Below are 24,805 nucleotides of genomic sequence, written 5' to 3' on the forward strand. Positions count from 1 at the left end.
AATCCGGTCTGAACCTTTTCTGAAAAGGATTTTGGAGGTGAGGGAATCTATTCATATTTTTTCATTTTGTAGGGTAAAGTTAAAAAAAACAAATAAATTCTCCAATATGTGATATTATTTTTAACAAAAAGAAACAATTAATTAATATAAAATAGAAATTGCTTGATAAGGTTAGGAAGAGGGAGGTTGGAAGAGGGAAGTTATTGAAGTGGGAAAGCTCAATTTGAGTCCTGTTTTATTCAATTTTAAATGTGGTGAACAAAGTATTTAAAAAACAAAAAACCTCCGGGATTTCCGGAGGTTTTCATTAAAATTTAGTGCATGGCTTCACTCAAATCTATTTTTTCTTTACTCTTTCTTTCTTTTACGAGTAAGATAAACGGAATACATATTAAAAATATTACCCCGAGGTAAAGAAATACATCCATATAAGATAAAACTGTCGCCTGTTTCGTTACAGATAGATCGAGCATTTTATAAGCGGCGTTCATTGCAGCGTCAGGTGTCATTCCTTTTGCTACAAAACTGGCTTTAAGCGCTGCGAGTCTTTGCTGTACATCAAAGCTGTTTTCGTCCAGATGGGATATCAGATTATTCCTGTATTTCTGCCCTGCGTTAGCAATAAAGGTTGTGATGGCTGCAATCCCGAAAGATCCGCCCAACTGTCTCATCATCCCTGTAAAGGCTGCTCCCTGACCAATCTCCTGCCCTTTCAGTGTACTTAAAGATAAGGAAGTGATCGGGATAAATAATAATCCAAGACCAGCCCCTCTTACGATAAGCATCCAGAAAAAGGCATCTTTGCTGGTATCCGGTGTCAGAATTTTATATCCCCAGAAACTATACACAAAGAAGATGAACAATCCTAATGAAACCAGAATTTGCTGTTTAGCCCCTTTTGCCAAAAGTCTACCAATGATAGGCATCATAAAGGCTGTGGTTAATGCTGCAGGAATCATCAGTGCTCCCGATTGAAGGGCCGTCCATCCCAGGATACTCTGCGTATACAAAGGAACAATAAAAGTGGAACCATAAAGTCCAAATCCAAGGACGAATGACATCATCGTTCCGATTCTCAGGTTACTATTTTTAAGAACCCTCAGCTCAACAATCGGATATTTAAAGGTAAGTTCTCTCCAAAGGAATAAGATAAATCCTAAAACAGCAGCTACTGTAAATGCTACAATCATTCCACTGGCAAACCAGTCTTCTTCCTGACCTCTCTCCAAAATGAACTGTAATGAACCTACTGTTACTGCCAGCAAACCGATACCAATCCAGTCTACATCTGATGCTTTACGTTTTTCGGCATATTTCGGACTTCTTACAAACTGCAGCGTCATCAAGGTTGCTGCAATCCCAATCGGAATATTAATATAGAAAATATAAGGCCAGCTGAAATTATCAACGATATATCCTCCAAGTGGCGGACCTAGTGTAGGCCCAATAATTACTCCCAAGCCATAAATAGCCTGAGCCATACTTCTTTTTTCAATCGGATAAGATTCCGTAATGATCGTTTGTGAAGTTACCAATAAGGCTCCCCCACCGATTCCCTGCATCAATCTGAAGAACACGAGTTCCCAGATATTGGTCGCATTTCCACATAAAAATGAAAATATGGTAAATATAATGATGGATGCCGCAAAGTAATTTCTACGTCCAAACTGCTGGGAAAGCCAGCTCGTCATTGGTACTATAATTACGTTACCAATGGCATAAGCTGTAATTACCCATCCCACTTCAGAAAGTGTAGATCCAAGATTCCCCTTCATTTCATTCAAGGCAACATTTACAATCGTGGAGTCTACAATTTCCAGAAGGGCACAAAGGATAGCCGTAATCGTAATGATCACTCTACGCGCTCCATATTCTACTAATGAATCTTGCATAAGTTTTTTTCGATGTAAAAAATCAATGGTAAACTTTGCTTCGCAAGTGAATAGTGAATTTCAAAGCCGTCATTTTAAATTGACAGCAAAGCTGATTTACTATTGACAAAGAAGTTAATTGACTTTTAACAATTTTAAATATTATTTTAAAGCAACCTCTGCCTTCACATTCATCCCTGTTCTCAATCTTTTTGCAATATTCTTATCAATATTTACAAAATCGATCTTTACAGGAAGCCTCTGAACCACTTTTACGAAGTTACCACTCGCATTGTCCGGAGGAAGGATAGAGAAAGTAGCTCCTGTAGCTGGAGAGAATGAGCTTACTACTCCTTCAAATTCTTTGTCAGGGAAAGCATCAATCTCTATTTTCACTTTCTGTCCTTCTAACATTTTATCTACCTGCGTTTCTTTAAAGTTGGCCACTACCCATTTCTGGTCGTTCTTCACCAAAGCAAACAACTGTGCTCCCGCCTGCAGGTACTGACCTGCTTGTGTGGGTACTTTTCCTACATATCCATCTTCAGGAGCCAGGATTACGGTGTATGATAAGTTTAATTTCGCATTTTCAACATCTACTTCTCTTTGTTTAGCTACAGATCCTGCAACACTGATTTGTTGTGAGCTTGCTGCCGTTTGAGAAGATGCAATATGTGTTTGCTGAGCAATTTGATTTCTTTGGTCCACTAAAACCTGCAGCTGTCTGTCTGCAGATTGTTTTGCCGCTAAAGCCTGCTCGTACTGTTGTTCTGTAATAGAATGGTCTTTTACAAGATTAGCATATCTCTTCAAATCCTGAGAAGTTTTCCAAACATTTACTTTTGCGGCTTCTATCTGAGCATTAGCCGTAACTACTGCTGCTTCTGAAGAACCGATATTTTTTGAAGTAGCCGTTGTTGTAGCTTCTGCATTAGAGATGTTACTTTTAGCTGTAGATAATGCTGCCTGAGCCTGATCAAGAGCCATTTTCTGATCTCTGTTATCCAAAATCACCAACGTATCTCCCTTTTTTACAAACTGGTTGTCTTTTACTTTTACCTGAGCTACATATCCTGATATTTTAGAAATTACCGGTGCCATATTGGAAGCAATCTGAGCATCGTCAGTTTCTTCGTGATACTGCCCATAAGTGTAGGCTCTGTAACCGTAGATACCTCCTCCGATTACTACTGCCGCTAAAATGATAGGAAAAACTAAACTTTTTTTCTTTTTAGGTTCAGCTGCCTGTGTATTATTATTTTCCATTTTGGTTTCGATCTGATTATTTAATTGTTAAAGTTCCTGTTGTCTGTAATAGTTTTCTGTAAGCCAGTGCAGCATCTGCCTTGGCATTGATCACGCCAACGTTGGCAGCAATCTGAGCGGCGTCGGCATCCAATAACTCTGTCATGGTCGCAAGGCCGTTGTCATATTTGTTTTTGGTGATTCTATAGTTTTCATTAGCCTGTTCTGCCGACTTTTCGAAAACTATGATTCTTTTTTTCGAGTAATCTGTGTTCTGATATTCTCTGTTGACGTCAAGTTTGATGTTGTCATTCAATAATTCGTCAGTGGCAGCCAGTTGTTTTTCTCTCGCCTGAGACTGTCTCAATGATGAATTTTCTTTCCAAAGATTGGATAGGTTATAAGAAACTCCAATTCCTACGTTGATGGCATTGTATACGGTAAGAAATTTCGGAATATCTGCGGCTACATACCCTCCGGTAAATGCTATGGACGGAAGGTTTTCTGCTTTAGCAGCTTTTGTTCCCAATTCTGCTGCTTTTCTCTGCTGAACCAATGCCTGAAGATCCTTACGGTTTTCTCTTGCTTCATTCACATAAAAATCAACCGGTTTCACGTCTGAACCTTCTTCAATATAGTTTTCATCTACCTGAAGTTCTGTAGTTTCCGGAAGTCCTAATAAAAGGTCCATATTGATGTTGGCAATATTGTAGTTATTTCTGGCTTCCAACAGTTGAAGTTCGATGTTGGATGTCTGAAGATTGGCTTTTAATCTGTCGTTTCTGGCAATCAAACCGTTATTTTCCAGTTTAAGGAAAGTTTCATCTCTTTTCTGGGAGGCTGTAAGATTTTCTTCAAAAACTTTGATAGACTGATTGGCTTTAAACAGGTTGTTATAGGCCTGTGCTACATTGTAAGCAATGGCAATCTTATCATTTTCAGTACTCAGCTTAGAAGCTTCTACCAGATATTTTGCAGACTGGATGCCGTATTTGATCCTTCCACCACTGTAGATAGGAACACTAAGGTTAGCAGAACCGTAAAGCACCTGGTGTACTTCCGGACCACCTGCACCACCGGAAAGCCCCGGAAGTTTAATATCAACATTCGGTTTTATGGGAAGGTACATATAGCTTCCTGAAACTTTCAATTCCGGAAGCTGTCTGTTTTTGGCTTCCAAAAGATCAGCTGTAGCCTCTTCGATCTTGGCTGCATCGATCTTGAGATTCTTGCTGTTCTGGATTCCCAGCTGCACAGCTTCGTCAAGAGAAAGGGTCTTTTTCTCCTGAGCATTCGCATTTGCTATTCCTACGAATAGTGATAATGCAATCACTGAGTTATTTATTCTCTTCATAACCTAAAAGGTCTTTTAGTAAATATTTTATATGTTTATTAAGTTCTGTATAGAAGGTTTGGTCAAAAACACTCTCCTCTTCTGTATCATTAAGGAATTCTTTATACATTTCTTTGGCATTGAATGCATAAAACAAAGTTCCGCTGATGGTGGAATGAAGCAGATAAATAGGAGGATTCTTGGTAAAAACCCCATTTTTCAGACCACTCTCCAATATCTGGGAATACATGGAAAGGAATCCCATTTTGGTCTGTTTCAAAAACTCTACAATCTGAGGATTTTTGGTATACAGCTGCTCTCTCTGCATAATCCTGTAAAAGCATTTCTGAGTTCTTATTCTGTCGGAAAACTGATCGATTACTTTCTCGATTTTCTGCCATTCGTTAATATCCGTTCTGCTTAGAATATCTTTTGAAAAAAACTGGCCTTCATTCATCCTGTATTCAACCAGTTTCTCATAAAGCTTTTCTTTAGAACCAAAATAATACGAAATCATAGAGATGTTTACATGAGCTGCCTTGGCAATTTCCCGAGTGGAAGTTCCTTCAAACCCCTTCTCAGCAAAAAGCTTTTCGGCTGCAAACAGTATATTTTCTTCTTTTGAAATCATGCTGTGTTCATTTTTCAGGGCGCAAATGTACACAAGTTTCAAATAAAATCAAACGATTGATTGATTTTTTTATATAGATTTAATGTATTACTGATAAAAGATGACTTCTATAAATAAGATTAATAAAGGCTTGAAGGGGAAAAAGAGCTTGAAAGATCATATGAAAACTCTCCAATCTGGTATAGAGAATACAAAAAACAGAAAGACAACAGCCTGATACAAACCTGATCACTCCCCTCTTCCAGCTTCCTGACTTTAATAAGATTTATCTGAAAATCCGGCAACAGGTCAAAAAAGATATTATATTTACAAAAAAACGAATTTTATGGGCTTTTTTGATTTCCTTTTTAAAAAGAAGAAGAAAAATCAGACAGATGAAATACCTCTTAAAGCGGAGTCTCCGGATGAAGTAATAACTGCCGCATTACCTGAGGAAACACCACCATTGGCTGAAGAGGCCAATGTAACACCAGAAGAGACCGTTACCGAAATCAATGAGGATGAAAACCGCTTCGACCTTGAAATGGTAGAGGCGTTCAAAAGGTTTCATTCTGATCCTGGTCTTGAAATTGATATTAAGATCAAAGATGATAAAGGGAACAGTCTTTCCGCACATCAGGCTTACGGTGATCTTTTTGCAGAATGGTCAGGCATTCAGTCAAAATGGGACCGTATTTCATTGTTTTACCGTTTCTGGGACCACTCTCAATTTGAAAAGCTTGAAGACTGGCAGGTGATTGAAAGGTTTGTAAAAGACCGCTATGCTAAAAAAGCACTTCTTTATTTTGAGAAAAAAATGTCGGATAAAAGAGATTTTACCAAAGAGGAGCTGGTTTCACTTTCAAAACTTCACCGGGTTTTACTGGATAATAATACGGCAAGAGAATATATTGAGACCGCTTACAAAAATCATTCTGAAGATGACTCTGTAAAAGTGGAATATGCAACGGTTCTTCATATCGTGGGCAATCATTCGGATAAAGAACTTTCTCATCAGCTGTTTCATGAAGTATTTGATAAAAAGATAGAACGGAATGATACAGAATCTGTTTTCGATTGTTTCAGGTTCTCAGAAGGCTATACAGATTCTTCTATTTTCGCTATGCTTTATCTGATGAATACAGAGGCTGATAATGACACCTGGGACTATTTAGCAGAAGAATATTATTATTGTCCTGTCTTCAGATATGAACATGCAGTACAGTTATCACAAAGTGATAATGCTCTGAGAGCCCTGGCAAAACTTACTTCTTTAAGTCAGGAATTCCCATGGTTCAAAACGGCTCTGGAAAGTACCATTGGCAATATAAAATCTGTACGAAAACAGCTTGGTAATCCTGATTTTATGGAAAAAGAAATGCAGGAATTTCAGGCATCATTAAAAAATTCATAAGTAAGCAAAAAAGTATTACATTTAGGCACTTAAAAATTTTAAATCATGAAAAAAATAATCTCAATTCTTGCTATCGGTTTATTCACATTCAGCTATGCTCAGGAAAAACCAAAAGAAGGTGGGTGCTGTGCCGGAAAAGATAAAAAAGAATGCTCTGTAAAGGATAAAAAAGCGTGTTCGGACGCTCATCATAAAGGCTGCGACGCAAAGATGAAAACGGCTGAGAATACCTCAAAAGAGAAAAAGACTGCCAAAGAGAAAAAAGCAGCGTAGACCACAGATAAAGCTAAAAAATAAAAACTCCGGAAAATTTCCGGAGTTTTGTTTTATGTACTTTTATGAATATATCTTGATAATTTTATCCCAAGATCCGTCCATACTATTTTAGGATTTCCGTTTCTGGTCAGATGCAGGTCTGCCGCATTGATTTCTTCCAGGATGCTTTCAATATTGGCTCCACTGATAAATTTTGAAAATCCGGCCCAGTTGAATCCATTGGCATCGATCTTTTTGTATACCAGATTTTCAGACTGATAATTCTGCAACAATGCCAACCTGAAGATCTCAGAGCAGTAATTCAGAAAGTTCTTTTGTTTTTCTCTGTTCCAACCTGCGATTTCTCTGGCCCAGAAAATAATACTTTTAAGATACGCCGGTTTCTTTTTTACCATGAACGCGTCTCTTACCCATTGTACAAACAGCTTTTCAAACTCATTGGTTTTATCTCCTGATTTCAGCAGTTTAATGGCTTCATTGAGATTTCCCTGAGCTTCATGTACCACTTCCCTCACCTTTTCATCCGTAACCGCATGATTTTGCTTAAGATATTTTTCAAGATCTTCATCCTGTATTCTCGGGATTTCTACGATCTGTGTTCTGGACAGGATGGTAGGCAATATATCATTGGTACTTTCAGCGGTAAGCAGAATGATTGTCTTTGCCGGTGGCTCCTCCAGAAATTTCAGAAACTTGTTGGAAGCTGCGATATTCATTTTATCGGCTCTCCATACAATGAGGATTTTAGTTCCTCCTTCATAACTTTTTAAGGAGAATTTCTGGTTCTGGTCATCTATTTCATCTGCAGAAATAAAAAGCTGTTTATTTTCAGATTCCAGGAAGGCTGTCCAGTCATCATAACTGGCATAAGGAGAATTCAGAATCATCTCCCGGAATTCGTCGAATTTATTTTTGCTTAAAGAGTTTCTGTTATCGGTAAAAACAGGAAAGCTGAAATGCAGATCCAGGTGATTGAGATGCTCTACTTTGGCAGCGGCATGCTCATTTTCCTGACTTAAGATTTCTCTTGCATAGGCCAATACCATAGGTAATGTTCCGTATCCTTCTTTTCCTACGAAAAGCTGGGCGTGGCTCACTCTGTTTTCAGCGATGCTTTCTCTAAGTAGTTTTTTCAGATTCACCTGTCCGGCGATGTTCTCCCAATTCATGTTTCAAAGATAAGAAATCGGGAATAAATCTGAGAATGGTCAACGGTCAATTTTTGCTTTATAAAGTCTGTAAGTGGATATATGGCCCAACAGATTTACAGGTTAAACGGATGAACTATTCCCTATTCATCTTGAATGGTAATTTACAATAAATACCCTCTAAAGATTCAAAATTTCCCATTATATCAGGCCTTAACAAACTTTAACCACATATAATTTTTACAATTCATTAATATTTAAGATATTTGCGCATTGTTTTAAAAAGAAAGAATGAAAAAAATCTTTGTAGTATCATTCATATCAGTTGGATATTTTCTGAATGCACAGAGTCTAAGTAACTCTCCCTATGCAGCATATGGAATTGGAGATGTAAAATATGATAATACGATCGAAACTGCTTCCATGGGAGGTATATCAACAGCTTATATAAGTGACTTTACCAGCAGTTTCAACTTTGCAAACCCTGCAAACAACACCAATTTCGAACTTACGAGTATCAAACTGGAAGCTACTAACGAAAACAATTATTTCAAATCGAACTATAACGATATGAAATCTACAAAGCATTCTACGTATCTTTCCAATATTTCATTAGCTTTTCCTATTTCATCAAAAGTGAAAATGGGAATCTCTTATCAGCCTTACAGCTCCAAAAGTTATGATATTGTAACGGACCAGCTTAATGCTGATGGAAGTGTAAAGTACCGAAATAACTTTAAAGGAAATGGTACAATAAACATTGCTCAGGTTGCAGTGGGTTATAAAATCAATCAGCAATTCTCAGTGGGTGCCAAGGCCAATCTTTATTTTGGAGATCTGAACGACCGTAACGAATTCAGAGCCGCCGGAACTGAATATGTGAATGGGTATGAAACTCAGACCAAAATCAGAAACTTCAACTTTACGTTGGGGACGAGCTACCAAACTCTGAACACCCGTACAGATAAAAAATTAACGTTAGGAGCTACTGCTACTTTCGGGAATACAGGGAATACAACAAGCGACTATGTCAACAGCACTTACAGATATGCTGATGAAAAAGCAGGGACAAAGATGGATGAAAGCATTCTTGAACAGAGAAGCCTCAACACTAAAAACCTTCTTCCTTTCCAGGCCTCTGTAGGAGCAGGATACGGAAGTGACAATCACTGGTTTATTTCCGGCCAGGTTGATTATAAAAAAGGAGAAAATGTTTCTTACTTTGGCCGTACCATCGATTTCCAGGATAGCTATAGAATTTCTGCCGGTGGATGGTATCTTCCTAACTATAATAACTTCAGAAACTACTTCTCAAGGGTAGTCTACCGATATGGAGCTTTCTATGAAAGAGGGAATCTAAAACTGGAAGGGACCAGCATCAATAAATACGGTATCACAGCAGGGGTAATGCTTCCATTCAAAAACAGCAGTATTACCAGAATGAGTGGTCTTGAGATAGGATTAGAAGTAGGTAAGAGAGGAACTCTTAAGAATGATCTGATCAACCAGAATTTCGTCAACCTGAGAATCGGCTTCAATTTTGCTGATAAGTGGTTCAGAAAGACTCTTTATAACTAGAATGAATTTTTCAAAAAAAATATCATATAAAAATATAGCATGCCTTTTTAGTTGTGCTATATTTTTTATATTGACATCCTGTGAAGAGGACCTTACTAAAAATAAAGGCAGCCAGAGCAAAAATTTTCCTTCACAGACGATTAATAATGCCAATATTGTACAGCGTGACTCCGGATTTGTCATCCTGAAGGCTAAAGCTCCTATCATCGAGAAGTACGAGCTGATAGACAGTCCTTATACTGTAGCCAGAAAAGGGGTTGACATCCAGTTTTTTGATAAGAAAAAGCCAAAGATTCCGGGAACGATCAAAGCAAAATATGCTAAGTTTTACGACTATAAACAATTCTACGAAGCAAAAGGCAACGTAAGAATCACTACGAACGAAGGACAGAAGTTTGCCATGCAGAGTATCTTCTGGGATCAGAGAAAAAAGAGAATCTATACGAAAGATACGGTTTACGTAACCATGGAAGACGGCTCTACCCTTGTAGGAGCCAATGGGATGACAGCCAAGGATGATTTCTCTGAATATACCTTCTATAATAACTCAGGAGATTTCAGCTCAAAAAGGATCTCTGAGAATAAAAAATAAATTCCATCATCATGAAAACGCTGGCTATTGGGCTCATGTCCGGAACAAGTCTGGACGGTTTGGATATTTGCTTTGCTGAATTTGAAAAACAGAACCCATGGAATTTCAGGATTCTGAAAGCAGAGACCCTTCCCTATTCTAAAGACTGGGAAAATAAGCTGCGAAACTCTATTCATCTTTCGGCGGAAGATCTGCAGGAACTGAATTCTGACTATGGATTTTATCTCGGCCGGCAGGTAAAAAATTTTATACAAAAGCATCAGCTTGAAAATATCAGTCTGATTGCCTCTCACGGCCATACAGTATTTCATCAGCCACAACGAAAATTCACCCTCCAGATAGGAGACGGAAGAGCGATAAAACTGGAAACAAAGTTACCTGTTCTCTATGATTTTAGAAGCCAGGACGTATTGATGGAAGGAAATGGTGCACCACTCGTTCCAATAGGAGACGAACTGCTATTTTCAAAGTACAGCGCATGCCTTAATCTTGGTGGGTTCTCCAATATTTCTTTATCATCCAACGGGAAAAGAATCGCTTTCGACATTGCTCCGGTCAACATTGTCCTGAATCAGCTGGCTCAGCAATTGAACAAAGATTTTGATGAAAATGGTGAACTGGCAAAAAAGGGAAACATTGACGCATTGCTATTGGAACAGCTCAATTCTTTAGAATTCTATCAGCTTCCCCACCCAAAATCATTAGGTGTGGAATGGTGCAACAAACATATATTTCCGGTTCTGAAATCGGTCAATACTTTGGATGCTTTAGCTACATTTACGGAACATATTGCCCATCAGATTTCCACCATCATCCATGAATATGGAATAAAAGACATCCTCATTACCGGAGGAGGTGCCTACAACACATTTTTGATTGAAAAGATAAAAGCAAAAACAACAGCTGAAGTCATCTTTCCTGAAAAAGAGATCGTCGACTATAAGGAAGCTCTGATATTTGCTTTCATGGGAGTTTTAAGGATGAATAATGAAATAAACGTTCTTTCTTCTGCTACAGGAAGTACTGCAGATCATTCTTCAGGAATTCTCGCTTAGACAAAGTTTCATCATCCCAATTCCGCTATCAGTTCCACAAAGCAATATCCTTTATAACCATATTGATGCAGAGCATTCTTTTTTACCAATGATACAGCCAACAGAAAATTTGTATTTTTAACTCATCTTTGTAATGAGAAGAAAATTGTAAAAGAAATGGCATCAGTGACAAAAATTAAAACGTATCACTTTCTCCCCTATAAATATGGCCTGGAGCTGTTATTAGATATAGGACACATCGAAACGCTGAATCATTTTGTTCTGGATAATACGCTGCATCAGCTCAGTTTTTATGAAATTCTTTTTATCGAAAAGGGAGCAGGAACTTTTACATTGGACGAGAATAAGATTTCGATAGCCCCGCAAACCATTATTTTTACAAGTCCAGGGCAAATACGCCGTTGGGAAATTGAAGAAAAGGTAAAAGGCTATATTCTACTCTTTGAAAAAGATTTCCTCAATCTTTTCTTTTCAGATGAGCTATTTTTACATCGGTTTCAATACTTCCATCAATATTCACGTCCAACAGAAATGCAGGTATCAGAGATCTCCTTTGAAAAATGCAGGGAGCTTTTGCATAGTATAGAGCAGGAATTCGGGCAGCTGCAGAATGACAGTAATCATTTGATCAGGTCACTTTTATATCAATTGCTTGTTATTCTCAACCGATATTATGCGGAGGTTTATGATGTTCAGAGAGACACTTATATTCATTCTGATTTTTATAGATTCCGATCTTTACTGGAAAGAAATTTTGTGAATGACCGGACGGTGGAAGGTTATTCAAAAATGCTTAATATCAGCGCAGGATTTCTTAATAAAATCTGCAGGCAATTCAGTGGATTATCTGCACAGCAAATGATCCATTATAAATTAGTTTCAGAAATCAAAAAACAGCTTTACCAAAACAAATCTGCCAAGGAGATTGCCTATGAATTTGGGTTTTCAGACCCCTCCAATTTCAACCGTTTCTTTAAAAAGTTTACAGGAAGTACTCCTCAGCAATACCGAAAGAATATATAAATGACCATTATAAAAATAAAATGACCTTTTTATAAATGGTGACTGTTCCTAATTTTACAAAAAAAAGGAACATGATAAAATATACATTCAGTCTTCTATTCTTCATGATAGGTGTCCTTCTGGTGCAGGCAGAGCAATTGTACGTTAATCCCAGGACGGGTAACGACACTTATTCCGGAACTAAAGTACAGCCGCTTAAAACAATTTTGGAAGCTGCAAGGCGTGTCAACTTAAACAAAGAGCCGGGAGCAACTACCATTTTCCTTTCAGAAGGGGTACATCTGTTAACCCAAACGGTAATATTTACCAATGATAAATACACTCTTAAAGATCGTCTTATCATTCGTGCGGATGTCATGCCCGATGATACAGACTGGACTCCTCAAAAAATGCCCGTTGTAGTAACCGCAGTTCCTCTTGAACCAGGTATAGGCGGACAGGAGGCGAAAGGGATACAACCGGAAGTAAGCCACGTTAGTATTGAAGGACTGCGCTTCACCGGAAGCCCTGATTATTCTTATATAGACGGTACTGATCTGCGGCGTTCTTATCCTATATGGCGTGATGGAAAAAGCCTGGATGATCTGCTTGTATCACAATGTATGTTTGCCGGAAATGCGGATGTATTGCCATTACATGTAGGAGTTATAGCCAATGGTTATGGTCTGGTGATCGATCATTGTGTCTTTTTCAATTGTAAAATTCCCGTTGTCTTTTGGAAAAATGATGGCGGAGCCGGCAGCCGCAGCGCTATGCGCTACTCTCTGGTATATGGCGGCTATTTCTGCGGAGTCTGGACTACACAAGGCACTAATGGAGATGATTTTGATTTCCACCATAACATCATAGCCAATACAAGCACAGTATGGATCAGAGAAAAAGGCAGTAAACGCAGATACAAAGCTTCCGACAGTATTTTTGCCGGGTATACCAAACTGGCGGGATATGGAAGCGGCCCACTAAGCGACAGCGATGCCACTTCAACAGATTTTCTGGAAATGAAAAATGTACAGACTTCTGGAAATGTAATGATTGAGAAGGATCAGAGTAAACGTAATTATCTGCAATTGGCAGAAGGCTCAATTGGCTTAAACTTGAAGGCAGGACTTTTTAAAAAGAGTCAGTAGGAATAATGAAAAGATCTGAGGGGTAAAAAATATTTGAAGTATGAGAAAAGCAGAATTTCAGACACTAATCCATCTACTGTTTTTAGCAGTAATTGCCGGAAGCCTATTCTCCAGCTGTAAAAAAAGTAAAGAAAGGTCTTCCCCTGTTACATGGGTTTTAGAAAACACACAATCCTCCACTCCTGTTCAGCATAAAAAAATTATCGAAATAAGAGCAGAGCTTATAGGAGCCTATTGAGACCCAATATATTTGAGAAGATTTAAAATAGGAAAAGTCAATGCAGGACCGGGACCGCATCGTTAGTAAGATTTAATTATCCGGAAAATGTATGATTACGCTTTTTCTATTTTGCTTCTCAGGAAAATAAAAAAACCTTCAAAAATGAAGGTTTTTGTTATTTATAAGCTTCGATCTTATCAGTAAGCGTATTGATAAAGTTCTGTAATGGCTTTTCTACCATCATCTTGATGAAAGGGTTGAATTTTCCTTCAAATAACATCTGAACTTCAGTCTGGTTCTCGTTGATAGGGTTCAAAGTCGCCGTTAATGAAAAATCTAAACTTGAGCTTGCAGATTTCAAAACCGCTTTCTGATCCGTCACTTCATCTATTTTTAATGCGATTTCAGGCATTCCCTGTAGTCCGAATTTAAAACCGTTGTCTCTTGTTTCAAATTTCTGAAGACCATCTGGCATGAAATCTTTGTAGTTTTCAGGGAATTTCAGCAATTCCGCCAGCTCTTTGGATGATTTATTGACAATAATTTTTCGTCCTTCTAAATTCATTTTTTATTTTGTATTTAAATTTTTAATTCCTGTACTTCCGCATTAAATTAATGATCAATACTTTAGACAATATTCTGATCAATAACAGTAAATATTCCGTTTCAAAAACTTTCAGATTTATATCTCTTATCAAAAGCTAACATGAGATGGTGATCTCTTATATTTACTCTTACAACAAAATTATAAAAAAAATCAACAAAGACACTACCCGAAGCATACTTTTAAAGAGAGAATGCTCAACTGGAAAACAAATCAATAGCAGAAAGAATCTCTAATCGGGAAAATTGCTCATTAAAGCTTTAAAACCTAGATGAATAAGCCTATCTGTATTTATTTCTATAGAGATCTACGGGTAAAATCCCGATATATAATTTCATCTCCCTCCTTCTTTTACATTATATTATAAGGAACGCGAATAAAATTTCTAAGCAATTAATTTAAACTAAATCCAAACATCTGTTCCGGGAAGAAAAATAAGGTCCTTTACGGAGCATTTTGTGCTTTATTTTATATATTTGCGAATATATTTTAGTAGAAGGCCATTAAAATAGGCATAAACTTCTGTCTGTTTTAAAATCTCTACAAAATACAAATAACTGATTACCAATACCTCCAATAAATATTGAAAATGTACAAAGTTTTTGTGAACGAAAAAAAATTACTGATTTCCAAGCATCCTGAGGAGCTTGAAAAAAAGCTTGAGTATGAAAGTTTCACGACTTTAGAGATTGCATTGGATCGTTTGGAGAATACTTCTGTCAACGAGCTGAATGTTTTCGGTGAGAATATTGATGAGATCTGGGATGAATTCCAGAAACTTTTCAGGATCATTGAAGCAGCGGGAGGACTTGTCAATAATGCTCAAGGAGAGACTCTTTTCATCAAGAGATTAGGAAGATGGGATCTTCCGAAAGGAAAAATGGAGAAAGGTGAATCCAGAGAAGAATCTGCAGTACGGGAAATTGAAGAAGAAACCGGACTGAGAGACGTTGAGCTTATTGAATTCATCAACACCACCTACCACATTTACGTGGAAAGAAATGGAGAAAAGATTCTGAAATGTACGCATTGGTTTGAAATGAACTTCAATGGGGAAGATACTTCGAAACCACAAATAGAAGAAGGCATTACTGAAGTAGCCTGGAAAAATACGTCTCAGATTGAAAGTGAGGTGTTCCCAAGCACATTCCAGAATATTAAGCTGATTGTAAAAGAATTCTGGGATTCAAAAAAATAAATGGACAGAGTTGGACGCCAGAAGAATGAAAAAGAGAACTACCCTATAATCACCTTCAGGTACTTCCCTCTCCCAGCCTCCGGCTTTTTTACTTTTTAAATAAAATCAATCACTTTTTCAAGGGCTATTCCTCTTGATCCTTTCAGTAATATATTGTCTGACTGAATTCTATGCTGTTTCAGATAGTCTATCAGTTCTGCTGTATTTTCAAAAGCAGATCCTGAAGCATTCACCGCTTTAAAATGTTTTCCTACGGTAATGATTTCGTCGAAATTAAGCTCCTGAGCCAGCTTTAAGATGTTCTGATGCTCTTTCTCACTTTCTGTACCCAATTCAAGCATATCACCGATAATAATGGTTTTACGGCCTTCAAAGCTGATAAAATTATTCAGTGAAGCAGTCATAGAACTTGGGTTTGCATTATAAGTATCCAGCACCAGTGTTCTGCTATCTTTTTTCACAACCTGTGAACGCATATTGGTAGGGGTATATACTTCTATTGCGTGTTGTATTTTTTCAAAGCTGATCCCAAAATGAAGACCAAGACTGGCTGCAGCACAAAGGTTGGTAAAATTATATTCCCCGGTAAGCTTTGATACGGCTTTCTCTCCTTCGTAGCTTAATCCTACAAAATGCTCTTCTGAAAAAGCTTCAAAATAATAAGCAGAGCTTTCTTTTCCAAAGGTGATAACAGGTGAATAGTTTTCTGTTTTTTCAACCTGGATAGGATCATTTTCATTGACTATGATAGTCTTATGATTATTTTTAAGGTAGTCATACAACTCAGATTTCCCTTTGATCACCCCTTCAAAACCACCAAAACCTTCTAAATGGGCTTTCCCGAAATTGGTAATATATCCGAAATCAGGCTTCGAAATGGTACACAGAAACTCGATCTCTTTCTGATGATTGGCTCCCATTTCTATAACAGCCATTTCATGTTCAGGTTTAATGGAAAGAATCGTCAACGGAACCCCGATATGATTATTCAGATTTCCCGAGGTATACTGCACATTGAATTTTTCCGAGAGTACCGCGTGAATCAGTTCTTTTGTCGTGGTCTTTCCGTTGCTTCCGGTAAGGCCTATAAAAGGAATGTTTAATTGAGATCTATGGTAAATAGCTAGTTGCTGTAAAAACTCAAGGGTAGACGGAACATAGAAAATATTTTTATTTCTGTTTTCAAACTCCTGCTGCTCTACGATTACGGCTAAAGCTCCCTCATCGATGGCTTTTTCTGCTAATGTTGCCGCATTGAAATTGTCACCGGAAAAGGCAAAGAAAATATCATTTTCTGCGATTTTTCTGCTGTCGATGGTTACTTTATCTGCCTGCAGAAACAAAGGATAGAACTGTTCTATATTCATGTGGAAATATATATTTTTTTAAAAGAAATCATATGCAGTCACCAAATCTATACGAGTATTTCAGACTTTTCAGGCGAAGCGATTTCATGAGTCAAAAATAAAAAAACCTTCCGGAAATCCGGAAGGTTTTTTTTAAGTATTTTTTTGATAAATATTATCTTCTAGTTCTACTCTTATCATTAGTTCTGGCATCCTGTGCAACACGGAACCCGATCCAACCATAAGCTCTTCCTTGATTTTTATATCTTCTTTGTCCCGGATCCAGCCAATAAGCTGTATCCTGCCAAGAACCACCTTTTACTACTCTAACCTCGTTAGAAATTCCGGAAGTTCTTTCTTTAGAGTCTTTTTGCATTTTCACTCTACCGCTGGCATCTACAACGAAGCTTTTCTTAGGTGAATTATACATATCAAATCCTGAAGCAGAATCTGAAGCTCTGTAATATTCTAAAGAAGACTGTCTGTCACCATCTCTGTAGTTTCTGTAATCAGCGATCGTTTGTCTTTCAAACTGTCCAGGAAGACCTTTGTATACTAATCTTCCGTCAGCAAGAGTATCATACTTGATCGTGCCTTCGTCAATCATTTTGTAAGTTCCGTCACCGTTTCTTACGATAGTCTGAGGCATGTTTCCTCTATAGTAGTTGAAATCACTGTAATCTTCGTCGATGATAGGTCTGTAAACATCTGCAGTCCATTCTGCAACGTTACCATACATACCATATACTCCAAGGTCGTTAGATGGATACATTCTTACATCTGAAGTTTGAGCAGATCCGTCATTCTTCCATCCTGAGATACCGGAATAGTCACCTTTACCCATTTTGAAGTTTTCAAGGAACATTCCTCTTTCTTTTCCTTTCACCCCTCTTAATCTTTCGATTTCAGGTTTTTTTCCTAGGTATTGGTTGTATTCTCTGTTTTTAGCCATTCCAAGAGCTGCATATTCCCACTCTACTTCGGTAGGAAGTCTGAACTTCTGTACCATCGCAGCGTTAGGAGCTCTGTTGGCAGCTAATAATCTCTGGTTGGTTGTTTTCATCCCAGATTTTTGCTGCATTCTCTTTTCGTTGATGTACCCTTGCATTTCAGGATCATTCGCCTTGAATTTATCCATGTTGAATGCAGTACCTCCCTGGTTGTTGGATTCGTTGATGTACAAATCTTTAGCAATAACACCTGCCTGCATCAAAGCTTTTTCATTTGCTCTGTCTGACAGCCATTCACAGTATCTGTTTGCCTGAGTCCAGGAAACACCTACTACCGGATAATAATCGAATTCCGGAGAACGCAGGTACGTCTCATTATAATCGTTTCTTGCTAGTTTGTTGTCCCATAATAAGGTATCTGGTAAAGCACCATTATAAATTTCCTTAAAACTTGGGTCACTTGGTGGGAATACATACTTCAACCATGTAAGGTATTCGCGGTATTCGTAGTTAGTAATCTCAGTTTCTCCGATAAAGAATGAACTCACCTGCATTCTGCGTGGTGTGTTATTCCAATCGTGCATAACATCATCTTTCACTAATCCCATTGTAAAAGTTCCACCTTCTACATATACCATTCCCGGCCAACCCTTCTGCTTCTGTTGCTTTCCTGCAAAAAACCAACCCTGTTTTTCGTTTGGTTTCCAACCTGTTTTACTGACAAATTTTTTGGTACCGCCACCTTTGCTGGTCCCTGATCCGCCACAGCTGGTTAATGCAAGTGTAGAACTTAATGCTATTAATGAAAACAACTTTAGTTTTTTCATAGTCGATATAAATATTTTCAAGAGTACAAAGAAAAAATAAATTATTCAATAAATCAAATAAAGATTTGATTTTTTTGAAAAACGTTAACAAATTAATTTTATTGTATCACAATTTAATTCTAAAATTTTCATTTATTTTGTAATTTAGCAATTTCAATAGTAAACATGAAACGAAAAATCACGCTTTTATCTTTAATCGCTTTTGCATCAACACTTTACGCTCAAAGAAACACCATAGAATGGAATGGTTCTAAAATTCAGGATTTTGGTGACACAAAAATTAATCTTCCGATTTTCAAAAATGAAGGTTTTTCTTACAGCCAAAATAATGTTTTTATAGTAACCAAGCAAAAAATCGGAGAAAAGCAATTGAAAATTTCTGACCTTGCCTGGGAAAATGTTTCCAATCAGGATTTATTCGAGCTGGACAGAGGAAGTCTTCCTGACTATGACATGGCAGACGTTTCATATTATACACTGGAAGGAGAAACCTATGCCAGCATAAGTGTTGCTTTGTTTAAAAATGTAAAAGGCCGTATTCAGAGGCTGTCTTCATTTAATGTTACTGAAGATGCTCTTCCATTGGCTTTATCAGGAGGAGTCAACAAAATAGGAACCTCAGGAAATCCTCTTTCGAGCGGTAATTTTTATAAAATAAAGGTTGACAAATCCGGTGTATTTAAAATTACTACTCAGTTTCTAAAAGATAACGGGATCAATCCTTCTTCTGTAAATCCTAAAAACTTCAGAATTTACGGAAATGGAGGAATCATGCTTCCTGAATTCAACAGAGATCCTAGATATAGCGGTCTGCAGGAAAATGCCATCCAGGTGGTAGGTGAAGATGACGGCGTATGGAATGACAATGATTATGCCCTTTTCTATGCACAGGGACCTGATGGATATAACCTTTATGACGCCAATAACGGAAACGGATTCAAAAGAAGAGATACGAGATTTTTCGAGAGAAGTAATAATGTAAAGAATATTTACGAAGATTATTCTTATTATTATATCAACTTTGACAAAGGTGCCGGAAAGCGCGTTCAGACGATTGACGGAAATCTTCCGGCGCAGATGATCACAAGATACGACAACTACTTTGTGGTGAATAAAGATCAGAAAAACCTGGTAAAAGTAGGAAGAACCTGGGTGGAAGAAACGCCTTTCAACAGTGATAAGACAGTTACAGTCACTCTGAACGCTCCTATTCAGGCTAATGATATAATACGATACAGATCTCAGGTCATAGGCTACAAAGCACAGCAGAATACGATTGATTTTAAACTCAATAATGTGGCCCCGTTTTCAAAAACAATTCCAGCTGATACGGGAGGAATCCAGTATAACTTCTATCCTATACAATATACGGGAACCATCTCCAATCTTACGGGAAATCAGATTACGGTGAACTATACTCCGGACATCTCTAAAAACCCTAACGGAACTTTCTACTTTGATTATATCGAGCTTCAGTATAAAGAAAATCTTATGTTTAACGGTTCGCAAATGAACTTCAGAGATTTTTCTATAGACAGCGGAAGCAATACCAACTATGGTTTCAGCATGACCAATACCGGCAATCTGGAACAGATATGGGATGTTACTGATATTACAAATGCCAACAGAAGGGTAAACAAAGCCGGAGCCGGTTCATTCAACTTCGGTTATATAGCTGCAGACCAAAACTTCAACAACGAGTTTGTGGCATTCCGTGCTGATGCGGCTTACAGTCCTCAGTTTGTAGGAAGAATCGGTAATCAGAACCTATCGGCATTACAGAATGTAGATTATCTGATTCTTACTGTCCCTGAAATGATGGGACAGGCACAGAGACTTGCCAATTATCACCAGACTACCAACAATTATAAAGTAGAAATTGTAGACATCAATAAAGTTTACGAAGAATTTGGAAGCGGAAGTAAAGATCTTACTGCGGTGAGAGATTTTGTAACCAAATTAAATACTCCCACAGGAAGGCTTAGGTATGTTTTCATCCTGGGAGATACTTCATTTGATTATAAGAACAGAATCCCTAATAATAACAATATTGTTTCCAGTTATCAGAGTGAGCAGTCTTCTGACGTAGTATCCTCATTCGTTACGGATGATTATATTGTAATGACCCAGCCACAAAATAACCTTCTTATTGAAAACAATCTACCGGATGTACCGATCGGAAGAATTCCTGCATCCAATGCAACTGAAGCCGGAGATATGATCAACAAAACGCTGGCTTACTACAATTCTCTTTCAGGACAGTCGAGTCCTTTTGGAGACTGGCGTATGCGACTTGACTTCGTGGTGGATGATAACAATGAAGGAGGATCGCCTTTCCATACTGTAATGAACAATTCTTTGGTCAGTATATTTGAACAACCGGGACAGCTGGAACTTAAAGAATATAATGTCAAGAAGTTGTATATGGATGCTTTTGCAGCCCAAAGTACATCTGCAGGGCTTAGATTTCCACAGGTAACTCAGGCAATTTCCAATGCCATCGGAAACAGTTTATATCTGTTCTATTTCGGGCACGGAGGGATCAATGGCTGGGCACAGGAAAGAGTACTGACCAGTACAGAAGTACAAAATGCCAACAATTTTTCTAATGTATACAGCAGATTCCCTTTTGTATCTACGATTACCTGTGAATTTACACTATGGGATGAGCCGGGAACCAATTCTGTAGGAGAACAGTTTATCAAGCTAAAACAGGGAGGTGCTTCAACGATGATTACTTCCAGCCGCGCTATTGGAGTAGATTATGGACGTGATTTCACCAATACTTTTACCAAAAACATCTTTAAATTAACCAATGATGATTTCAATTCTTTAGGGAATGCCCATCTCCTTGCAAAAAAACAGAAAGGACCGAATACCAACCACCTGAAGGTAAATTTCCTGGGTGACCCTGCCATGAAACTAAGCAGACCTCAAAGATTATTGGTGATTGATAATATTGAAACTCCGGTACCCGGATTAATCAGAGGACTGGATTTTGTAAAGGTAAAAGGACACATTAATAAGGCTGATGGTACGCTGAACAATACTTTCAACGGAAGAGTGGCCATCAATATCTTTGATAAGAGATTAAATAAAAAAACACTGAACAATATTGGCGTCCTGACTCCTATACTGGAATATACGGAAGAAGGAAGTGCTATTGTAAAAGCAGCAGGAACTGCTGTAAACGGAGTATTCACGGCGGAATTCTATGTGCCTAAAGACATCAATTATGCTGTAGGAACCGGAAGGATACTTGCTTACGCTGATAATAAAGCAACGGATGTCTTCAACAATCAGGCAGTACAGGTAGGTGATATTAACCCGAACGGAATTAATGACAACCAGCCTCCGAAAGTAAAGCTGTATATGAATAACACCAACTTCGCGGATGGTGGAATTACCAACCAGAACCCAATGCTTCTTGCATGTCTTACGGATGATACGGGAATTAATTCTACCGGATCAGGAATCGGACATGACATTACAGTCTACCTGGATGGGCAGATCATCAATACGGTTATCTTGAATGATTTCTACTCTCCGGGAGAAGGAAACGGATGTCTGAACCCAAGTCTTGCCGATTACCAGAAAGGAAATGTAAGCTATCCTTTCAAAAATCTATCGATAGGACAGCACCAATTGACATTTAAAGTTTGGGATATAAACAATAATTCTACAACTGCAACGTTAAATTTTGAAGTTAAGGATGAATCTGACCAGCACCTGACCATCAACCGTCCGCTGAACTGGCCCAATCCGTTTACTAATAAAACGTATATTCAGTTTGAGCACAATTGTGATGATATTCTGGATGTCAACGTACAAATCTATACAATTACGGGAAGATTGGTAAAAACTTTATCTCAGCCAGTGGTTGCAGAACCGTTCCTACAGGGCTTTAGAACCCCTCGTCAGGCAATAGAATGGGATGGAAGAGACGATTTTGGATCTACTGTTGCAAAAGGTACGTATATTTTTAAGATATTTGCAAAAAGTCAAAACCAAGAAAAATGCAAAGGAAGTGCCACAGCTGTAGAAAAAATGGTACTTTTGAAATAATTAAATAAGACATAGACAATAAAATTAATAAAAAACTGATAATATATAAAAGACAACATATGAATTTAACTACTAAACTGCTTTTAGGATTTGGTTTGAGTGCTGGTTTTTTAGGCTATTCGCAAGATTTAAGCAAAGTAAACCCAGTTCTTACCGGAGCTCCTTTTCTAAGAATTGCTCCAGATGCGAGGTCTGGAGGTATGGGAGATCAGGGTGTGGTAACCTCTCCGGATGCATTTTCACAATTCTGGAATGCGGCTAAATATCCTTTCAGCAGAACAAGTTCTTCCGTAGGTCTTAACTATACGCCTTACATGGGAAAACTTACCAATGATGTATTCTTATTATATGCTTCCTTCCATAAGTTTCTGGGACAGGAAGAGAGATCTACCATCTCTGCAAGTATCTATTATTTCAATATGGGACAGGTTGACCTGACGCAGTTGGTAGGTACAGAGATCGCTTCAATGGGTACATCAAAACCAAATGAATTCTCCATTGACGTTGCTTACGCATTGAAACTTTCTGATTCTTTCTCAGGAGCCGTTACCGGTAGATTCATTCGTTCAGACTTAGCTGGTGGATTCAACACAGATACAACGCTAAAGCCTGCTAACAGTTTTGCAGTGGATGTTTCAGGATACTATACTTCTCCAAGATTCTCAAGTATCGGAGGATATGATGGTAAGATCAATGCAGGTTTAGCCATTCAGAATTTAGGTCCAAAATTGGATTATACAGGAAATGAGGAATCAAGATCTTATCTTCCTACCATGGCAAGATTGGGGATCGGGTATGATATGTTCCTGGATGATATGAACAGAATCGGATTGACGGTAGAAGGTTCAAAACTTTTGGTTCCGGGATCTGAATATGCGGGAATCGACCCAAACACAAGACAACCCAGATATGAAATTCCTAACGTAGGTCCTATGGCCGGTATCGGAAAATCTTTCAAAAACAAAAACAGTATCATGTATAGTGGTGCTTTAGAATATTCATATGACAATGCTTTTTCTGTAAGAGGAGGTTACTTCCATGAAAGTGAAGAGCAGGGAGCAAGACAATTCGCTACGGCGGGTGTAGGGCTAAGATACCGTTCTTTCGGACTGGATCTTTCTTACCTGATCAATATGTCTAAAATCAACAGTGCGTTGGATAACACCCTTCGTTTCGGTCTTACCTGGAACATCGGAGAGGAAACTTCCAACAACGACCGTTAAACAACAACAATTTCTATACAAAAAGCCTCATACAGATGTAATGAGGCTTTTTTTGGTGGATAGCAGATGATCATCCATTCAATTTATTTTAAACCTAATTATTATCCCCCATTCGCTCTGCGAAGCAAAAACTGACTATTGACCTTTAAATAGCTGAATCGTATAATCCAGCAATTCTCCATTACCATATTCCCCATGCCCGGGAACAACAATTTTTACCTCCGGATATTCTTTTTTCACTCTTTCAACAGTATTGGACCATGCTGAAACATTAGCATCCCCCAAATATCCTTTACTTGCATCAACCTCTTTCAATAAACAGCCTCCAAACAGGATCTTTTCAGATGGAAAATAGGCCACGACATTATCTTTTGTATGACCTTCTCCAAAAAATTTTGTCATTGTTTCTCTGTTGCCCACTTTTAAAATAATAAAGTCGTTAAAACTGTTTTGAGGAACGGTAAAATGATTTATTTTGGCCAATTCTATAGTTTTAGAATAGGCGTATGAAGGTATTTTTTTGTTATGAAAAGCTTGCAGACCGCCTAAACTGTCATCATGAAAATGGGTAGGAACAACAGCATTAATCTTTGCATGAAGTTTTTCATTGATCCAGTGTATCAGTTCCTCTGCTCCTTTATCATTCGTTGGAGTATCAAAAACAATAACCTCATTATTATTTCTTACCACCAGTCCGTTACAGGGAACATTCCCGAAATCATTGGTTTGCTTGAAGGAGGTATGAATAAAAGTATTTTTCGAAATCTGAGTAATAATCAGGCTTCCGGATTTATAGACCTCTTTCGCTACAAAATCTTTTTTATTTTGAGAATGGCAACTAAAGATCACAAAAGAAAATAAAAAGATGAATATATTTTTAATATTGATTTTCATATGCTTAGGAATTGGAAAACTAAATTAAGGAATATCAGGTAAAATTCATGAGAAACCAGATCAAAATAAAATACAGACGGATCATCTGCATTATAGGTTAATTGTGCACCAAAGACCTTCGTCATTCATTTTCTGTAAGTCAATCTGACTACTGACGATGAGAAAAACCAATTATTAAAAAAATATAATATTTAAGTTCACAAAAG

Annotated in this window: 20 protein-coding genes; 11 read left to right on the plus strand and 9 right to left on the minus strand. The window is 37.8% G+C overall.

The window, feature by feature from the left end; translation table 11 throughout:
* Positions 1-314 precede the first annotated feature (314 nt).
* The 4 genes from AC106K_RS09600 to AC106K_RS09615 all read right to left on the minus strand — a co-directional run bounded on the left by AC106K_RS09600 (position 315) and on the right by AC106K_RS09615 (position 5,080).
* Positions 315-1,892, minus strand: a complete 1,578-nt coding sequence (locus tag AC106K_RS09600) for a DHA2 family efflux MFS transporter permease subunit (RefSeq protein WP_482444870.1) — start codon at positions 1,890-1,892, stop codon at positions 315-317.
* Positions 1,893-2,033: 141 nt separating this feature from the next.
* Complete coding sequence (locus tag AC106K_RS09605; protein WP_482444872.1) at positions 2,034-3,137, minus strand: HlyD family secretion protein; 1,104 nt, start codon at positions 3,135-3,137, stop codon at positions 2,034-2,036.
* A gap of 16 nt (positions 3,138-3,153) precedes the next feature.
* On the minus strand, positions 3,154-4,470 hold the full coding sequence (locus tag AC106K_RS09610) for a TolC family protein (RefSeq protein ID WP_482444874.1): 1,317 nt from the start codon (positions 4,468-4,470) through the stop codon (positions 3,154-3,156).
* Positions 4,454-5,080, minus strand: coding sequence for a TetR/AcrR family transcriptional regulator (locus tag AC106K_RS09615; protein ID WP_482444876.1), 627 nt, complete (start codon positions 5,078-5,080; stop codon positions 4,454-4,456). The genes AC106K_RS09610 and AC106K_RS09615 overlap by 17 nt, the downstream gene beginning before the upstream one ends.
* Positions 5,081-5,405: 325 nt before the next feature.
* On the opposite strand from AC106K_RS09615, the gene AC106K_RS09620 reads away from it, so the two are divergent.
* Positions 5,406-6,473 (plus strand): hypothetical protein, encoded by a 1,068-nt coding sequence (locus AC106K_RS09620; RefSeq protein WP_482444878.1) that lies wholly within the window; start codon positions 5,406-5,408, stop codon positions 6,471-6,473.
* 45 nt (positions 6,474-6,518) lie between these two features.
* Entirely contained in the window at positions 6,519-6,746 is a 228-nt protein-coding gene (locus AC106K_RS09625) for a hypothetical protein (protein WP_482444880.1), read from the plus strand.
* Between the two features lie 53 nt (positions 6,747-6,799).
* On the opposite strand, the gene AC106K_RS09630 is transcribed toward AC106K_RS09625, so the two are convergent.
* Positions 6,800-7,918: a DNA polymerase III subunit gene (locus AC106K_RS09630; RefSeq protein ID WP_482444882.1), complete on the minus strand. Its 1,119-nt coding sequence runs from the start codon at positions 7,916-7,918 to the stop codon at positions 6,800-6,802.
* 270 nt (positions 7,919-8,188) lie between these two features.
* On the opposite strand from AC106K_RS09630, the gene bamG reads away from it, so the two are divergent.
* The 6 genes from bamG to AC106K_RS09660 all read left to right on the plus strand — a co-directional run bounded on the left by bamG (position 8,189) and on the right by AC106K_RS09660 (position 13,510).
* Positions 8,189-9,475 (plus strand): BamG family beta-barrel-assembly machinery protein, encoded by a 1,287-nt coding sequence (gene bamG / locus AC106K_RS09635; RefSeq protein ID WP_482444884.1) that lies wholly within the window; start codon positions 8,189-8,191, stop codon positions 9,473-9,475.
* Between the two features lies 1 nt (position 9,476).
* Complete coding sequence (lptC, locus tag AC106K_RS09640) at positions 9,477-10,067, plus strand: LPS export ABC transporter periplasmic protein LptC (RefSeq protein ID WP_185289098.1); 591 nt, start codon at positions 9,477-9,479, stop codon at positions 10,065-10,067.
* Positions 10,068-10,078: 11 nt separating this feature from the next.
* Positions 10,079-11,122 carry an anhydro-N-acetylmuramic acid kinase gene (locus tag AC106K_RS09645; RefSeq protein WP_482444887.1) on the plus strand — a complete coding sequence of 348 codons (1,044 nt, stop codon included), beginning with the start codon at positions 10,079-10,081 and terminating at the stop codon, positions 11,120-11,122.
* Positions 11,123-11,278: 156 nt separating this feature from the next.
* Entirely contained in the window at positions 11,279-12,145 is an 867-nt protein-coding gene (locus AC106K_RS09650; protein WP_482444889.1) for a helix-turn-helix domain-containing protein, read from the plus strand.
* 71 nt (positions 12,146-12,216) lie between these two features.
* Entirely contained in the window at positions 12,217-13,272 is a 1,056-nt protein-coding gene (locus tag AC106K_RS09655) for a hypothetical protein (RefSeq protein ID WP_482444891.1), read from the plus strand.
* A 40-nt stretch (positions 13,273-13,312) separates the two neighbouring features.
* Positions 13,313-13,510: a hypothetical protein gene (locus tag AC106K_RS09660; RefSeq protein WP_482444892.1), complete on the plus strand. Its 198-nt coding sequence runs from the start codon at positions 13,313-13,315 to the stop codon at positions 13,508-13,510.
* Between the two features lie 157 nt (positions 13,511-13,667).
* On the opposite strand, the gene AC106K_RS09665 is transcribed toward AC106K_RS09660, so the two are convergent.
* Positions 13,668-14,057, minus strand: a complete 390-nt coding sequence (locus AC106K_RS09665) for a hypothetical protein (protein ID WP_047094711.1) — start codon at positions 14,055-14,057, stop codon at positions 13,668-13,670.
* 628 nt (positions 14,058-14,685) lie between these two features.
* Here AC106K_RS09665 and AC106K_RS09670 point away from each other — a divergent pair.
* Entirely contained in the window at positions 14,686-15,294 is a 609-nt protein-coding gene (locus AC106K_RS09670) for an NUDIX hydrolase (RefSeq protein ID WP_482444894.1), read from the plus strand.
* Positions 15,295-15,389: 95 nt separating this feature from the next.
* Here AC106K_RS09670 and AC106K_RS09675 read toward each other — a convergent pair whose 3' ends face one another.
* Together AC106K_RS09675 and gldJ are read right to left on the minus strand one after the other, a co-directional pair.
* Entirely contained in the window at positions 15,390-16,661 is a 1,272-nt protein-coding gene (locus AC106K_RS09675) for a UDP-N-acetylmuramoyl-tripeptide--D-alanyl-D-alanine ligase (RefSeq protein ID WP_482444895.1), read from the minus strand.
* Between the two features lie 154 nt (positions 16,662-16,815).
* The gene (gene gldJ, locus AC106K_RS09680) at positions 16,816-18,417 is read right to left on the minus strand and encodes a gliding motility lipoprotein GldJ (RefSeq protein ID WP_482444897.1); all 1,602 of its coding nucleotides are present in this window, start codon (positions 18,415-18,417) and stop codon (positions 16,816-16,818) included.
* Between the two features lie 165 nt (positions 18,418-18,582).
* Between gldJ and porU the strand changes: the two genes are divergently transcribed.
* Positions 18,583-22,482 carry a type IX secretion system sortase PorU gene (gene porU, locus AC106K_RS09685; RefSeq protein ID WP_482444899.1) on the plus strand — a complete coding sequence of 1,300 codons (3,900 nt, stop codon included), beginning with the start codon at positions 18,583-18,585 and terminating at the stop codon, positions 22,480-22,482.
* A gap of 59 nt (positions 22,483-22,541) precedes the next feature.
* On the plus strand, positions 22,542-23,705 hold the full coding sequence (gene porV, locus AC106K_RS09690; protein WP_482444900.1) for a type IX secretion system outer membrane channel protein PorV: 1,164 nt from the start codon (positions 22,542-22,544) through the stop codon (positions 23,703-23,705).
* 135 nt (positions 23,706-23,840) lie between these two features.
* On the opposite strand, the gene blaCHM is transcribed toward porV, so the two are convergent.
* The gene (gene blaCHM, locus AC106K_RS09695; RefSeq protein ID WP_482444902.1) at positions 23,841-24,599 is read right to left on the minus strand and encodes a CHM family subclass B1 metallo-beta-lactamase; all 759 of its coding nucleotides are present in this window, start codon (positions 24,597-24,599) and stop codon (positions 23,841-23,843) included.
* Between the last annotated feature and the right edge of the window lie 206 nt (positions 24,600-24,805).

This window comes from Chryseobacterium sp. FR048 (genome assembly GCF_056844665.1).